Below are 15,379 nucleotides of genomic sequence, written 5' to 3'. Positions count from 1 at the left end.
CCACAGCCGGGGTTTATACTTTAGTTTACACTGCCAGCGCCTGCTTTAGTTTAAAGAACGTGAGTTGGTCCTCTGCGTCCAGCAGCTCGTCCAGCATGATGGCCTGTTGCTCCAGGTGGTCGTTGAAGAGCGACGGGAGAAGCTTTTTATAGTAGCGGATGCCCTCCAAAAGGTTATTTCGGAATGTCTGGAGGTATTTAAGCTGCTTTTCGGTCAACTCTTCCAGCTGCTCGTTGTGCTTGTTTTTCCAGTAGTCCACGTACATCTTCAGCTCGTTGATGAACATGTGCGGGCGATAGGTGCTGTTGCGGACATTAAAGCGCCCATAGATATGGTCCACCATCTCCTGTAGCTTAAAAATGCCTGAGAAATAGGCCAGGTTAGGACCCGGACAGATAGTAACCGCTTTGTTGGCCGCCTTTTTCGTCATGTTAAAGAGCAGCAGGGCAGAGGTAGCCAGTCCGTCGCAGAGGCACTCTTTGGCCAGCACTTTGGCTTCTTCGGCCTCGTAAACGTCAGGAGCCAGCTGTTGTGCCTGCAGCTGCGCCAGCTTACGGCGCTGGTATTTTCGGGAGGCCGTGCAGATAGGCTCATCGGTAAACTCGGTGTTGGAAACCAGGTGCTTCTTTTCGCAGGGGCTGCCGGGTTTGCCGCGCTCCATGCGGTCCAGCTTTTGCTTTTCGCTGGAGGTGCCGCGCAGGGCATTGAACGGCACGCCCAACGGCGAAATCGGGCTCAGGTACAGGTCGTCTTGCGTTGCTTTTACTAACTGCTGCAGCGTCGGGTCGTCTACGGTAGTGGCTTCGGGCACTAAAAGGAAAGGCGTTCCCCAGCCGGTGGCGTCCACGCCGTAATACTCGTGCAGAAACAAATCTTCCTGGGCCGTGCCAATGCCGCCCTGCACGGTTAGCCGCTGCGACGGTTTTTGCGGTGGAAGTGGAATGCCCTTATTGGCAAGGGCAGTGCTAAACAGCCCGTACAGTTCCTCCTGCAGCGCCTGGCGGTTCTGCCGGAACTCCTCCAGAATCGGGCCGATGAGGTAGCCGTCTGTGGCAAAGGCGTGCCCGCCGCAGTTCAGCCCCGACTCTATCCGGAACTCAGATACCCAAATTCCTTTTTTGGCCATGATCTTGCCCTGCACCAGTGCAGAGCGGTAGTCGCTTACTTTTATAGTTACCTTCTTCTCAAGCTCTCCTGCCTGGTTGGGGCAGAAACACGGAAACTGCTCCAAATAGCCGTACAGGCGCATGTTCATGCCGGCAGAGAAAACCACCGACGACCGCACCGTGCTCCTGGCAAAGCCGCGCAAGGCAGCAAGGGCATCCGTGTATTCCTGCGGCAGCGGCTGGCCGTCTTTCGCGTAGTTTACCCGGTCCAGTTTGGTCATGATATTCACGTCGATGCTGCCGGCCACCAGCGCACCTCGCAGTTGCTGCTGTAGCGCCAATTTTTGCTGTGTGTCTGTGGTCTGTAGCATCACATCATACTTTGCCCTTAACGGCGAAGCGTCAGGCAGAAGCGTAAAATATTTGCTAAGGTCGGAGCCGGGCGTGAATTCCTGCTGGCGCAACTCCTGTAACTGTTCCTTTACGATCGCGTCAACCAGGTTCAGGAAGGCGGTCACGCGTTTGGCCCTGTAATCCTCTTCCTTCTGCGAGATCGGTATGAACGGTTTTTGGTACAGCTGGCTGTAGTGCTGCCGCGTGTGCTCCAGCAGGGCGTCATCACTCAGCGAGGCCACCGAGGAAATGCCGAAGCGGGCAACCTTCAGCGGCGTGTCTATTGAAAAGGCGAGGCCCATAACCGGGATGTGGAACGAGTGCGGTGTATCTTTTTGCATGAAGCTTGTGTTGTACTGAAAATTGTTTTATTTTTTGAAGACAGTTAAAAGTCGCGCTTCCTGTGGCCGCCCTGGAAGCAGCTGCGCTAAAATGGCTTCGGAACCGTGACACAAGGTAGCGGAAGGTGGCTGCAGCGTAAATGAGCAGCGTCAGCCACAGGAGTGACAAAAGTCATTTTCTGAGAACTAAAATTATAGTAAGGCACTTTTGCCGGTTGCGCCAGAGTCCTTACCTTTATCAAAAACAAACTGCCTGTGGAAGAAAAAAGACGCCTGCAGCGAAGCAACGTGGAAAGCCAGACCAGGCTAAAAGCTATCATTGAGACGGCTGTGGATGGCATTATTACGATTGATAGCCATGGCATCATGGAGAGCGCGAACCCGGCTGCCGCCAAGATATTTGGGTATTCGCCCGAAGAGATGATTGGCCGCAACGTGAGCATGCTGATGCCCGAGCCTGACCACAGCTTGCACGATAGCTACATCGACCGCTACATGAGTACCGGCGTGGGGCAGATCATCGGCAAGGGGCGCGAGGTGCTTGGCAAAAAGAAAACGGGTAAGCTGTTTCCGTTTTTTCTGAGCATTGCGGAAGTAAAGCTGGAGGAGAAGACCATTTTCACAGGCATCGTGCACGACATCACCGACCTGAAGAAAACAGAGGAAGCCCTGCGTGAAAGCGAAAGCCGGATCAACTCCATCATCCAGACGGCAGTGGACGGCATCATTACCATCGATACGCGGGGCGTGATAGAAATGGTGAACCCTGCCGCAGCCAAGCTTTTTCAGTATGAGGAACATGAGCTGATCGGGCAGAAGATAAACATGCTGATGCCCGAGCCGGACCGCAGCCTGCATGACAACTACATGCACCATTACCACGAGACAGGGGAAAAGCGCATTATCGGCATCGGCCGCGAAGTGTCGGGGCTGAAGAAGAACGGTATGGTTTTTCCTTTATACTTAAGCATCAGCGAAGTATACCTGACCGACCGCAAAGTATACACCGGGTTTATACATGACATTACCCAGCAGAAGCTGAGCGAGGAGCGCCTGCGCCGCTACGCCGCCGAACTGGAGCGTAGCAACCGTGAACTGCAGGATTTCGCCTATGTTTCCTCGCATGACCTGCAGGAGCCGCTGCGCAAGATACAGGCCTTTGGCGACAGGCTGAAGATGAAGGAGTATGACAAACTCAGCGACCAGGGCAAAGACTACGTGGACCGCATGCTCAACGCCGCCTCGCGCATGCAGAACCTGATCAACGACCTCCTCGATTTCTCGCGGGTAACATCGAAGGCAAAGCCCTATGCCGCCGTGAACCTGGAAAAAGTGCTGCAGGAAGTGCTGTCGGACCTGGAGATCATGATTGAGCGGACTGGCGCAGAAATCAAGCATTCGCCGCTGCCCACTATCGACGCCGACCCGACGCAAATGCGGCAGCTTTTCCAGAACCTGATCAGCAACGCCATTAAGTTCCGAAAAGAGGGGGAGAAGCCGGTCATCTCCGTTACGGCCACTGAACTGCAGCTCCACGAGCGGCTTACCTCCACGCCCGGCGACGAGCTGGTGGAGATCCGTATACAGGATAACGGCATTGGTTTCGATGAGAAGTACCTGGACAGGATCTTTAACATCTTTCAACGGCTGGAAGGGCAGAAGTATGAGGGCTCGGGCATCGGCCTTGCCATTGTGCGCAAGATTGCCATCCGCCATGGCGGCGACATTACGGCCCGAAGCCAGCCCGGCGTGGGTACTACCTTTATCGTAACCCTGGCAAAAAAGCACTTTTCGTAACTATTTAGTATAAATGAGCGCCAACAACAGAAGAACAATTGTGATACTGATTGCAGATGACGATGCGGAAGACCGCATGCTGGTAAAAGAGGCCCTGGAAGAAAGCCGGCTGAAAAACCAGGTGCAGTTTGTGGAGAACGGAGAGGAACTGATGGACTACCTGCACAACCGCGGCAAGTTTGCCGACAAAGAGCAATACCCAACGCCCGGCCTGATCCTGCTGGACCTGAACATGCCTAAAAAGGACGGACGCGAGGCACTGAAGGAGATTAAGTCGGATGAGCACCTGCGGGTACTGCCGGTGGTGGTGCTTACCACTTCCAAAGCCGAGGAAGACATTCTCCGAACCTACGACCTGGGCGTGAGCTCCTTCATCACCAAGCCCGTTACGTTCGCCTCGCTCGTGGATGTGATGAAAACCCTCAGCAAATACTGGTTTGAAATTGTAGAACTGCCAAAACCCTAGGAGGTTAGAAAGTTAAAAAGTTAGAGCGTTAGAAAGTATAAAATGTGTTCAACTTTCTTTACTTCAATTTATAACTTTTTAATTTTCTAACATTCTAACTCGACACATGTCCGAAAACAAGATAAAAGTACTCCTGGTAGACGACGACGAGGATGACTACATCATCACCCGGGATACGATGGATGATATCCCCGGCCGAAACTATGTGCTCGACTGGTCGGCCTCGTTTGAGGAGGCGCTGGAGCTGATTCGGCAGGACAAGTATGATGTATACCTGGTAGACTTTTACCTGGGCGCGCATAACGGCCTGGAGCTGATCCGGCAGGCCGTGGAGGAGGGGGCCAAGGCTCCTTTCATACTTCTGACCGGGCAAGGCGACCGCGAAACGGACGAAAAAGCCATGCGGGTAGGCGCGCAGGACTACCTGATAAAGGGTAGCTTTGACACCTATGACCTGGAACGCTCCATTCGGTATAGTATAGAGCATGCCAAGAGTTTGGCAGAAATTCAGAAGCTGAACGCCGAGCTGGAGCAGCGGGTAGAGGAGCGCACGCAGGAACTGGCCGAAGCCATTAAAAAGCTGGAGCATACGAACGAAAGCCTGCAGGAGGCACAGCGGGAGATCAACAAGGCCCTGCAGAAGGAAAGGGAACTGAACGAGCTGAAATCAAGGTTCGTTACCATTGCCTCGCACGAGTTCAGGACGCCGCTCAGCACGGTGCTCTCTTCGGCCTCGCTGGTGAGCAAGTATAAAACCGAGCAGGATGACGAGAAAAGGCAGAAGCATGTGGACCGTATAAAGTCGGCGGTGAGCAACCTCACGTCTATCTTAAATGATTTTCTATCCATCAGCCGCATCGAGGAAGGCCGCATTTACAACGTGCCCACCACCTTTAGCCTGGAGCCGTTCTGTCGCGAGGTGGTGGACGAGATGCAGGGCTACCTGAAGAAAGGGCAAAAGATAGCATACACGCACCACGGCGAGCAGGATTCGTTTACCATAGACAAGCAACTATTCAAGAACATACTGCTTAATTTGCTCTCTAACGGCAGCAAATACTCCGGCGAGGGCAAGTCTATCCTCTTCAGCACCGCCATACAGGCCGAAACCCTTACCATTTCCGTGCAGGACCAGGGCATCGGTATCCCGAAGGCGGACCAGGCGCACCTTTTCACACCTTTCTTCCGGGCCCAGAACGTAACCAATATCCAGGGAACAGGCTTAGGGTTGAACATCGTCAAGCGCTATGTAGAGATCATGGGCGGCACAATGGATTACGACAGCGAACTAGATAAAGGCACCACTTTCACCGTTACTTTCCCTAACACCACAGAAGCATGAAAAAGATACTCTTAATAGAAGACAACGCAGAGATCAGAGAAAACACCGCCGAGATACTGACGCTGGCCAACTACCAGGTGGTGGAGGCCGAAAATGGCAGAATAGGCGTGGACCTGGCCCGCAAAGAGCAGCCCGATCTGATCATCTGCGACATCATGATGCCGCAACTGGATGGGTATGGGGTGCTGCACCTGCTCAGCAAGGACGCGGCAACGGCCGGTATTCCCTTTATTTTCCTGACGGCCAAATCAGAAAAAGAGGATTTCAGGAAAGGCATGAACCTGGGTGCCGACGACTACCTGACAAAGCCTTTTGACGATGTGGAGCTGCTGGATGCCATAGAGATACGCCTGAAAAAGAACGAGATCCTGAAAGCGGAGTTCAACAAGAACGCTGCGGGCCTGGAGGAGTTTATAGAGGAGGCCAAAGGATACGAGGAACTGGAAAAGCTGATCTCTTCGGACCGCCGGCTGACGGTGCTGAAAAAGAAGCAGTACCTGTTTATGGAGGGCAACCGGCCAAACTCGCTGTATTTCCTGAACAAGGGGCGGGTAAAAGCCTTTAAATCCAATGAAGAAGGGCGTGAGTACATTACTCACCTTTACAAAGAAGGCGATTTTATCGGTTATCTCGATCTGCTGGAAGAGTCGCATTACCGTGAGTCTGCTATGGCGCAGGAAGAGGCGGAAGTATACGTGATTCCGAAAGAGGACTTTTTCTCGCTGCTGCACCGCAACCGCGACGTGGCTGCGAAGTTTATCAAGATCTTATCAGACAACCTGGCCGACCGCGAGGAGCGCCTCCTGAAGCTGGCCTACAACTCGGTGCGCAAGCGCGTGGCGGAGGCCCTGCTGCTCGTGGAGAAGCAGTACCAGCGGGAAGAAGGCGGCACAAAGCAGATAGCCATTTCGCGTGAGGACCTGGCCAGCATTGTGGGCGCTTCGAAAGAAACCGTGATCCGCACCCTTGCCGACTTTAAAGACGAGAAACTGATCGACAGCCAGGGCAGCCGCATCACCATCCTAAACCAGGACAAGCTGCAGCGCATGCGCAATTAAGCCGTGCCTGACTCCTGAACTTGTAGAGACGCAATGACTTGCGTCTCTTTTTTTGTGGATATTAAAGTATAAAAACACATATCAATTCAGTGATGCGCAGGGACCAGTTGCATAGTTTCCTAACAGCTTAAAATTCATTTCTGGCCCCTTCGAGGAGGGGAAGCTGGCGGTAAGTTTGTCAAAAGTACTGCATACGAATTAACGGATAGTGGTATAAATCCAGCCTTTTATTCCTGAAACTGACATAAAACGGCAAACAGGTGACAAATGTCATATTATGGCAGCCTTAGGGTAGCGAAATTTGCAGGGTAATTGAAGATGAAAACCATGCAGCACACATTCAAGGCCCTTACGCTATCTTATAAAACAGCTCCGATTCCCGTACGTGAAACCGTAGCCCTGAACGAGATTAACTGTAAGAACCTGCTCGACAAAATAAATGAGTTCACGGAGGCCCGTGATGTGCTGGTGCTTTCTACCTGCAACCGCACCGAAGTATACTATGCTGCCGAAAAAGACCTCTCGCGCGAGCTGATCAAGCTGATAGCCATAGAGAAGGGCTTTTTTGCCACCAAAGAGGTTACGCCATACTTTACCAGCATTACCGACCATGCTCAAGCCATCGAGCAGCTGTATAATGTGTCGCTGGGGCTGGAGTCGCAAGTGGTAGGCGATATGCAGATCCTGAACCAGGTGAAAAAGGCCTATCAGTGGGCAGCCGACGCCAACATGGCAGGCCCTTTCCTGCACCGCCTGATGCACACGATCTTTGCGGCGAACAAACGCGCTGTAAACGAAACCGCCTTCCGCGACGGGGCCGCCTCTGTGTCCTATGCCACGGTAGAGCTGGTGGAGGAACTGACAAAGGGAATGGAGAACCCGCGTGTGCTTATGGTGGGCGTTGGCGAGATTGGGGCTGATGTTTGCGATAATTTCCAGAAATCCACTGTACGCAACGTAATCATCGCGAACAGAACGCACCACAAGGCCGTGGCGCTGGCCCAAAAGACGGGAGCCACAGCCGTGTATTGGGAGCAGGTATGGGATGAGATCAAAAAGGCAGATGTCGTGGTGTCCTCGGTGCCCGGCGACTGTTTCTTTATAGACAAATGCCTGCTGGAAAACCAGGTGCTGCAGACGCCAAAGTTCTTTATTGACCTGTCGATGCCGCGCAGCATTGATGCCGAGCTGGAAACGCTGGAGGGCGTGCACGTACGCAACATCGACAACATCCGCAACCGCGCCACCGCAGCACTGGAGAAACGGTTAGCAGCTGTGGCTTCTGTAAGGCAAATCGTGCAGGAGTCGATGGCTGAGTTTCTGGCCTGGGCCAGGGAAATGGCTATGTCGCCTGCCCTGCAGCAGTTCAAGAACCGCTTGGAGGAAATCAGGCAGCGGGAAATGGCGCGCTACCTGAAAAACCTGGGCGAGGCTGAAAGGGCTGCGGTGGAAGCCATTACCAAAAGCATGCTGAACAAAATCGTCAAGCTGCCGGCCATCGAGTTGAAAGCTGCCTGTATGCGCGGCGAGTCCGAAGCATTGCTGAACGGCCTGAGCGCGCTCTTTCAGTTAGAGGAGAAGCAGGAGGCCTAAGGGAGAGCCTCTGAAGCGATGGCAGCGCTTTTCCGTCGTTTAATACTTTATACTTTGTCGCGTGCCTGAGCGGCTTTTATACTTATTGGCTGGTAACTTTATCTGGTGAGGCATGCGCAATGCTGAAGTGGCTTTTTAGCGTTTCGTTAAAGACTTCGGGGTTGTGCAGCCAGGGGAAGTGCCCGCTTGTGGGTATCGTCTCAAATTGAGCGTAAGGATAACGCTCTTTGACGTAGCGCATACTGTCGCCGAAGATATCATCCTCCCCATAGGTTATTGTTACCTTAAAGCCCTGATCCACCATAGGCTCCAGGATCGGCTCCTTCAGAAGCGCAACATTCGTTTTATTGATGGCTCTGGCCACAATATGGTCTACCATAACGGGCACCGGGTTGCTGACCTCGTAGCCTTTGTTGATGTTGAGGCAGAATTGCGTAAACAGCTTTTCGTAAGCGCTGTCGCTGCCCAGTACCCCAAGTATGCCATTCTTTATCATACTATACCACTCTTTGCCAGTGCTTTTCCTTTTGTTAAAAGCGATGACCTCGGCGACGGTTTCGCGCCACTGGCCGCCGGTGCCCGAGGCCGGGCTGCAAAGGAACAGGCTACGAATCCGCTGCGGATTCTGGTACGCGTACAGCTGCGCATACAGGCCGCCCCAGGAGTGGCCGAACAAGTGAAATTTTTCCAGTTTAAAGCGCTCTGCTATGCTGTCGATGTCGGAGAGATACCGCTCTACAGTATACTTGTTGGCATAACAGGGGGAGCTAAGCGTGCCGCGCTGGTGAAAGGTGATGACCTGATAATTCTGGTGAAGCAGCTCTGCCACCGGCTCCAGGCCGTCGGGCACACCCGGTCCTCCGTGCAGCAGGATGACGGTTTCCTTGCCGGCGTTAGGGTAGGTAACGGTGTACAGCCTTGTCGACTGGTTTGCAACGAGTAGTTCCATACATGTGGCTACGTAAATAAGTATAAATAAGATGATTAGCGTGCAAGTATGAGCAAGCAAGCCACAGGGGCAGCTTTCAGGAATTAAGGCATAAAAGTATAACCGTATGCCGCTACTATGAGTAAAACAGAGGTATGCTAATTACTAAAAGCCCAACCAAAGAAGAGCTTGCCGCTGCCGCCGGCAAAACTGTAGCCGATATACTGGAGCCAGACCTGAAAGTACTTTTCTGCGGCATCAACCCCGGCCTGTACACAGCTGTTAAGGGGCACCACTTTGCCCGCCCCGGCAACCGTTTCTGGCCAACGCTGCATGCGGCAGGTTTCACACCCGTAAAATTTGAACCGCACCAGGAGCAGGAATTGCTGCAGCTTGGCTATGGCATTACCAATGTGGTGAGCAGGGCAACGGCCAACGCGGCAGAGTTAAACAAAGCAGAGCTGATAGAAGGCGGAATAGAGCTGGTAGAGAAGGTAATTCTGTACCAGCCCCAGGTGCTGGCCCTGTTGGGGTTGAGCGCCTATCGGGTGGCATTCGGCAGACCAACCGCAGACATCGGGCTGCAGGAGCAGACCATCGGGCATACCAAGCTGTGGGTGTTGCCCAACCCAAGCGGCCTGAACGGGCATTATCCTCCTAAAAAGCTGGCAAAGGTGTATACGGAGCTGCGCGCTTTTGTCGATTCCCTGTAGGGCGCTCCTCGGTTTAAGATCTACTGTGGAGCTTCATTTACACCTTTCCCTATAGATGGCGCATTTGTTATCCTCTTCTGCATAACCTCCGGCGCCTGTTACATGTACCATCCCTATAAAGTATGGCGGCTTTTGCTGCCGATGTACCCAAAACTTATAAACTATGGCAAAACAAATGAGAGCGGCCGTGTATAACACGTTTGGCGGCCCGGAGAATGTGCATGTGCAAACTATAGATGTGCCCGAGCCAGGGGAGGGGGAGGTGATGGTGCGGATAAAGGCCGCCGGCGTGAACCCAGTAGACTATGCCGTGCGCGAAGGATACCTGAAAGATTTTTTACCAACTCAGTTTCCGGTTATACCAGGCTGGGACGTAGCCGGTGAGATAGTGGAGCGTGGCTACAGCGCCAGAAGGTTTAACGTGGGAGAGCAAGTATACGCCTATGCCAGAAGGCCGGTGGTGCAGTATGGCACTTTTGCCGAATACATTGTGCTGCCTGAAAGTTACCTTACCGGCAGGCCGCTAAACGTGTCGTGGGAGGAAGCAGCGGGCATACCGCTGGTAGGGCTGACGGCCTTTCAGTCGCTGTTTGATGCAGGACAGCTGCAGGACCGGCAGTCGGTGCTGATACTCGGGGCATCGGGAGGTGTGGGGAGCATGGCCATACAACTGGCCAAAGTAAAAGGGGCCACCGTGGTTGGCGTGGCCAGCGCGCAAAACCATGCGTATATGCGCAACTTGGGCGCCGATTATACAATAACTTATAAAGACACGCATGTGGGGGAGGCGGTGAAGCAGCTACTGCCAGGAGGAGTAGACTTGATATTTGACTGTGCCAGCGGCGAAACCCTGATGCAAAGCCTGCAAGCCCTGAAGCCCAACGGAAAGCTGGTTTCCATCCTCAACCACGGCACAGACCTCGATCCGTCCATAGACTTCAGCTATGTGTTTGTAGAGCCTAACACGCGGCAGCTGGACATACTGCGGGAGCTAACGGAGGCTGGGCAACTGCATGTGCCGGTCAGCAAAAAGTATACGTTGGATGAAACCGTGGAAGCGATGAAGCAGATTCAGACGCAGCATACCACTGGCAAGATCGTTATTACGCCCTGATCCTGTCGCTCATCAGAAAAAGGAATTTTATACTCGGTAGCCGATCCCCGGCACAACTATTTCAACAGGTTAGGTGTAAGGAAGACATCAAGCGATATAACTTAGAAAATGGAAGATAAGACAGAATTAACGCCTTTGGTAAAAGTACTGGCAGATTTGCGCAGCGAGGGCTACACAACCGACTTCAAAGTAAATGAGGCCGGCATGCTGTGTACCATGGACGGCAACCAGCAGTTCGGGCCGGAGGACGTCCGGATAGTGAATTTTTACCGCTTTGAGGGCGAAAGCAACCCCGACGACATGAGCATCCTGTATGTGCTGGAAACAAAATCAGGACTGAAAGGAAGCCTCTCAGATGCCTATGGCACCTATTCCGACAGCACCATTGAGGATTTTATGAAGCAGGTGAGGGACCTCGGCAAAGACCTGGACAAACGCATCTAAAAAAGGCAGGGCAGCCACAGCTAAATTAGCCGGGCTGCCCTGCCTTATACTTTAAACCTGATTTTACTGATCGTTGTTTTCAGGCTCTATGGTTTCTGTCTCTGTTTCTACTGTCGTGTCAATATCCTGAACTGTTCTCTCTACCTCCAACTCTGAGACGGTTGTGTCAGTATCGATTACAGTTCCATCTGCTTCCCCATTAGTCATTCCTTCGTTGCCTCCGCAGGAGTACATACTAAGTGAGCCGAAGGTGATAGCAAATGCAAAAAGTAGCTTTTTCATATTAGTTTTATTTAGTCAAACATAAGAGGCCGCGCTGCTATATACAGCAGACAACCTGGTTTTTATTGCTTACCTTGTTTTTTACGGGTGTTAGGCAGGCAAAGGTTTTAAATTGGCTTTTAATTTGCGCTTTGCAGCCGAATACAGTTTAAAAGCAAAAGAAATTATACTTAAATTATAAATTAAACACTGCCCCCGCGTAGCTGCAGAGGCAGTGTTTATGAGAAGTTCTCTAATATCTGGCTAAAGCGTAGCCCCTCCCTTCTGATGATTCTGCTGCTTTTTCTGACGCTGTTTGCCAAGCAAGGCCATAGTGGCCGCGCCCGCAGCGGCCGCAACCACGGCACCAGTTACGGCAGGGTGCACCGAGGCGCGGGTATAAAGGCTCGTCTTCATTACATGCCCTTCGTAATTGCCGTGCACATGGCCGTCAGCGCCCGGGGCGTGCAGAGAGCCATCCTTGTGTTTGGCAGGTTTATCGCGGAGCTGCATGTTAGTCATAAATTTCTTGTTTACCCAATCTACCAGGCTTGGCGCATACTTGTTCAGGCTGCTCATCAACTTGGAGCCGCTGCCTATAAAGATGTCGCGCTCTGGGTGTTCGGCGGCGTACAGGATGCCATAGGCCACTTCTTCGGGCGCGTATACCGGTGGTGGCAAGGTGAGCTCTTTATTCGTATAGTTTCGGGCATGCTCGGTGTAAGGTGTGTTAATGCCGGCAGGCTTGATCAGTGTTACGGAAACCGGTGCCTCGTCTTCTTCCAACTCAGCCCGTAAAGCATCGGTGAATCCTTTTACGGCATGCTTGCTAGCCGAGTACATGCCCTGCAGCGGAATGGCCACGTCCGATAGCTCGCTGCCCAGGTTGATGATGGCCCCACCGCGGTTGCGCAGATGATCGGCCGCCATCAAAGAGCCCGACACCACACCCCAGAAGTTCGTGTCGAACAGGCGGCGGCTGTCTTCCTCGCTCACCTCGGAGAGCTTACCGTAAATGGAAACACCCGCGTTGTTTATCCAGGTGTCGAAGCCGCCGAAATGGCGAATGGCAGTTTCAGCAATGCGCTGCACGTCCTCGCGGCGGCCTACGTCTGCTACCAAATGTATGGCCTCGCCGCCTTCCGTCTTAATCTGCTCCTCTACATTTGCCAGCGCCTCCTCGTTGCGGGAGGCCAACACCAGTTTAGCGCCTTTTTTAGCCGCTGCGCGAGCCGTTGCCAATCCTATACCGCTGGAGGCGCCCGTAATAACGATGACCTGCTCGCGGAGTGGTTTTAGTGAAATCTTCATAATCCTAAGTTTGTTTTCGTTTAATTTCAGTTTTAATATTATACTTACATACGTAGCGTACGACTGCCTTAGTTATTGGAGGCTTTATTTATTAGCCGGGCGATTATTCGCCAAAGGAGTTGCAGACTGCCCCTTGTGCGCATGTTGCTGCTTCCTTTAGGGGTGTAAAACCCTCCTCAGGACACGCTACTTCAGTATAACAAGTATAACCAACACTAAAATTCATGACCATTACTTCAACGGATATCATTTCAAAGCTTCAGCAGGAAGAAGGGCTTCAAGGCTGGCAACAGCTTCTGGAGGATGTGATTAGCGCCTTCGGATGCTCCACCGGCACCATCCATACCTTAGATAAAAATACGGGCATGCTGGCGCTGCAGGCCTACCAGGGCATCCCTGATTTTCTGCTGCCGAAAATGCAGGCTATCCCGATCGGAAAGGGGATGGCCGGTATAGCTGCCGAGCGGAAGCAGCCTGTGGAGATGTGCAACCTGCAGACGGACAACTCGGGGGTGGCAAGGCCTGCCGCCAAAGAAACAAAAGTGGAAGGCTCCATTGCCGCGCCGATGATGTTGGAGGGACAACTGTACGGCACCTTGGGCATTGCCAAGCCTGTGCCGTATGATTTCACAGAAGAGGAGAAGGCGCACCTGATGCAAATTGGCGAGTTGATAAGCGGAAAGCTGAAAAAGCAGCAAGCGGCGGAGCAGCGCTAACCAACTGCTCCGGGTTTACAGGGTGCTGCGGGTCTTCTAGCTTGCTACAAAGGCGGAGGATTCTGTCGTTTCACCAAAAAAATAACGGAGGCAGGTTTTTTCCTGCCTCCGTTAACGTATGGGTAAGTGCCGCTATATTTACTGCTGCACAACTTTGCGCAGTACGCTGCCTTGCCTGTCGCTTGTGAACGTATCACCCTCTTTTACCACCTTGCCACCAAGCAGCACATAGCGGAAATCCGTGGCCAGTTGGTCAGGCTTTTCGTAAGTGGCTGTCTCTTTCACCGCTGCCGGATCAAAGATGAGCACATCAGCCTTATAGCCTTGCTTTAGCGTTCCCCGTTTCGCAAGGCCGATGGTTTGGGCGGGCAGGGCCGTCATTTTATGGATAGCCTCCTGCAGGGGCAGCAGTTTCTTTTGCTGCACGTACGTTTCCAGAACCTTGGCAAAGGCGCCGTAGCCGCGCGGGTGGTGCATGCTCGGGCTGCCGTCGGTGCAGATCATCACGTGCGGGTCCAGCATCAGTTCTTCCTGCAGTTCCTCATTCATGATAAAGTAGGCGCCGCTGGCTCCGTAAGGGCCAATGTCATCTACCAGCACGTCTTCATAAGGTTTTTTCAGTTCCTGAGCAATCTGCGCCAGGTTTTTGCCGGTATACTTGCCCGATCCAATGAGTGTCGCTTCAGGGCCGTTGCGCTGCTGAATCTTTTTGCGCATGTACTCCTTCAGTTCTTCGCGGCGGGTCTGCAGCACCTCTTTGTAATTATATGGCGATTTTGCCCAGTCGGGAAATAAGATGGCAATACCGGTGTAGCTGGCCGTGTAAGGGTAGAGGTCGGCGGTTACTTTAGTGCCGCTCTGGCGGGCGCTGTCTAAAAGCTGCAGCACTTGGCGTGCCCGCTCCTTGCCTTTGCCATACACTACTTTTATGTGCGACACGTGTACCGGGCAGTACTTCCCTTGTTCCAGCAGTTCCCGAATCGAGGCTTCTACCAGATTATCATCTTCGCTGCGCATGTGGCTCATCACAAGGCCGCCTTTAGCGCCCACTACTTTGGCCAGCCTGTTGAGCTCGCCGCTGGAGGCGTAGTAGCCGGGGTTATACTCCAGGCCAGTGGTCAGGCCGTAGCAGCCGGCATCCATGGCATCGGCCACCAGTTGCTCCATGGCTTTCATGTGCTCTTCTGCGGGCTGCTTCTGGTACATGGCCCCCGACAGCACGCGCAACGAGTTATGACCGGCAAACATGGCAATATTCACGCCCGGTTTGGCTGCATCCACAGAGTCCATCCAGGCGCCCATGTCTTTGTTGTTATGGCTGAAGCCATCCTGCCCCAGGCAAATAGTGGTAACGCCCATCGCCAGGAAGTTCTTGAAATCAGGCTCTTTGATTGGGTCTCCGTGCGCATGGGTATCGATAAAACCGGGTGCCACCACCATTCCAGCCGCGTCTATGGTTTTGCGGGCCTTGTAGGTATGGGCAGTATCCTGGTCTATCACCGCAATGGTATCGGCGCCTATCAGCAGGTTTGCCATATAGGGCGCAGTGCCTGTCCCGTCCACCACTTTTGCGTTCCGTACCTGCAGGTCATAGGTCACGTCATCCTGCACCTTCTCCGTATTGCCCTGGCAGGCGACAGCGGTAAGAAGTATGGCCGGCAATAAACGGCGTAGTTTTCTGTAGTTGGTCATGGTTAGATGTTGTGGTTGTTGCTTTTTGAGTGCCTAGCGGAGGCCTGCCGCGCTAGAGTCCGCTGCCGGAAGTATAAGTTACGGAGAAATCTTCAGGTAAAAAA

14 protein-coding genes are annotated in these 15,379 nt (G+C 53.0%); 9 read left to right on the top strand and 5 right to left on the bottom strand.

What is annotated here, in order from left to right; translation table 11 throughout:
* Nucleotides 1-25: 25 nt before the first annotated feature.
* A complete protein-coding gene (locus FJM65_RS02765) occupies nt 26-1,840 on the bottom strand; it encodes a nitronate monooxygenase family protein (protein ID WP_140619168.1) in 1,815 nt (604 codons plus the stop codon).
* 255 nt (nt 1,841-2,095) lie between these two features.
* Between FJM65_RS02765 and FJM65_RS02760 the strand changes: the two genes are divergently transcribed.
* The 5 genes from FJM65_RS02760 (at nt 2,096) to hemA (ending at nt 8,096) form a co-directional block, all read left to right on the top strand.
* Nucleotides 2,096-3,637 carry a PAS domain-containing sensor histidine kinase gene (locus tag FJM65_RS02760; protein ID WP_239022798.1) on the top strand — a complete coding sequence of 514 codons (1,542 nt, stop codon included), beginning with the start codon at nt 2,096-2,098 and terminating at the stop codon, nt 3,635-3,637.
* 13 nt (nt 3,638-3,650) lie between these two features.
* The gene (locus tag FJM65_RS02755; protein WP_140619166.1) at nt 3,651-4,103 is read left to right on the top strand and encodes a response regulator; all 453 of its coding nucleotides are present in this window, start codon (nt 3,651-3,653) and stop codon (nt 4,101-4,103) included.
* A gap of 106 nt (nt 4,104-4,209) precedes the next feature.
* Nucleotides 4,210-5,445: an ATP-binding protein gene (locus FJM65_RS02750; protein WP_140619164.1), complete on the top strand. Its 1,236-nt coding sequence runs from the start codon at nt 4,210-4,212 to the stop codon at nt 5,443-5,445.
* A complete protein-coding gene (locus FJM65_RS02745; RefSeq protein ID WP_140619162.1) occupies nt 5,442-6,503 on the top strand; it encodes a response regulator in 1,062 nt (353 codons plus the stop codon). The genes FJM65_RS02750 and FJM65_RS02745 overlap by 4 nt, the downstream gene beginning before the upstream one ends.
* Nucleotides 6,504-6,830: 327 nt before the next feature.
* A complete protein-coding gene (gene hemA, locus FJM65_RS02740; protein ID WP_140619159.1) occupies nt 6,831-8,096 on the top strand; it encodes a glutamyl-tRNA reductase in 1,266 nt (421 codons plus the stop codon).
* Between the two features lie 82 nt (nt 8,097-8,178).
* Here hemA and FJM65_RS02735 read toward each other — a convergent pair whose 3' ends face one another.
* On the bottom strand, nt 8,179-9,045 hold the full coding sequence (locus tag FJM65_RS02735) for an alpha/beta fold hydrolase (RefSeq protein WP_140619157.1): 867 nt from the start codon (nt 9,043-9,045) through the stop codon (nt 8,179-8,181).
* A gap of 134 nt (nt 9,046-9,179) precedes the next feature.
* Between FJM65_RS02735 and mug the strand changes: the two genes are divergently transcribed.
* The 3 genes from mug to FJM65_RS02720 all read left to right on the top strand — a co-directional run bounded on the left by mug (nt 9,180) and on the right by FJM65_RS02720 (nt 11,295).
* Entirely contained in the window at nt 9,180-9,737 is a 558-nt protein-coding gene (gene mug / locus FJM65_RS02730) for a G/U mismatch-specific DNA glycosylase (RefSeq protein WP_140619155.1), read from the top strand.
* Between the two features lie 163 nt (nt 9,738-9,900).
* The gene (locus FJM65_RS02725) at nt 9,901-10,851 is read left to right on the top strand and encodes an NADP-dependent oxidoreductase (protein WP_140619153.1); all 951 of its coding nucleotides are present in this window, start codon (nt 9,901-9,903) and stop codon (nt 10,849-10,851) included.
* A gap of 108 nt (nt 10,852-10,959) precedes the next feature.
* Nucleotides 10,960-11,295, top strand: coding sequence for a hypothetical protein (locus FJM65_RS02720; RefSeq protein WP_140619151.1), 336 nt, complete (start codon nt 10,960-10,962; stop codon nt 11,293-11,295).
* Between the two features lie 63 nt (nt 11,296-11,358).
* On the opposite strand, the gene FJM65_RS02715 is transcribed toward FJM65_RS02720, so the two are convergent.
* Together FJM65_RS02715 and FJM65_RS02710 are read right to left on the bottom strand one after the other, a co-directional pair.
* Nucleotides 11,359-11,577 carry a hypothetical protein gene (locus FJM65_RS02715; RefSeq protein ID WP_140619149.1) on the bottom strand — a complete coding sequence of 73 codons (219 nt, stop codon included), beginning with the start codon at nt 11,575-11,577 and terminating at the stop codon, nt 11,359-11,361.
* Between the two features lie 243 nt (nt 11,578-11,820).
* Nucleotides 11,821-12,867, bottom strand: coding sequence for an SDR family oxidoreductase (locus FJM65_RS02710; protein ID WP_140619147.1), 1,047 nt, complete (start codon nt 12,865-12,867; stop codon nt 11,821-11,823).
* Between the two features lie 224 nt (nt 12,868-13,091).
* Between FJM65_RS02710 and FJM65_RS02705 the strand changes: the two genes are divergently transcribed.
* On the top strand, nt 13,092-13,583 hold the full coding sequence (locus FJM65_RS02705; RefSeq protein ID WP_140619145.1) for a GAF domain-containing protein: 492 nt from the start codon (nt 13,092-13,094) through the stop codon (nt 13,581-13,583).
* Between the two features lie 138 nt (nt 13,584-13,721).
* On the opposite strand, the gene FJM65_RS02700 is transcribed toward FJM65_RS02705, so the two are convergent.
* Nucleotides 13,722-15,275 carry an N-acyl-D-amino-acid deacylase family protein gene (locus tag FJM65_RS02700; RefSeq protein ID WP_140619142.1) on the bottom strand — a complete coding sequence of 518 codons (1,554 nt, stop codon included), beginning with the start codon at nt 15,273-15,275 and terminating at the stop codon, nt 13,722-13,724.
* Nucleotides 15,276-15,379: the final 104 nt, after the last annotated feature.

It is taken from the genome of Pontibacter mangrovi, assembly GCF_006385705.1.
Taxonomy (GTDB): domain Bacteria; phylum Bacteroidota; class Bacteroidia; order Cytophagales; family Hymenobacteraceae; genus Pontibacter; species Pontibacter mangrovi.
This window is presented reverse-complemented; position numbering and strand designations above follow the sequence as displayed.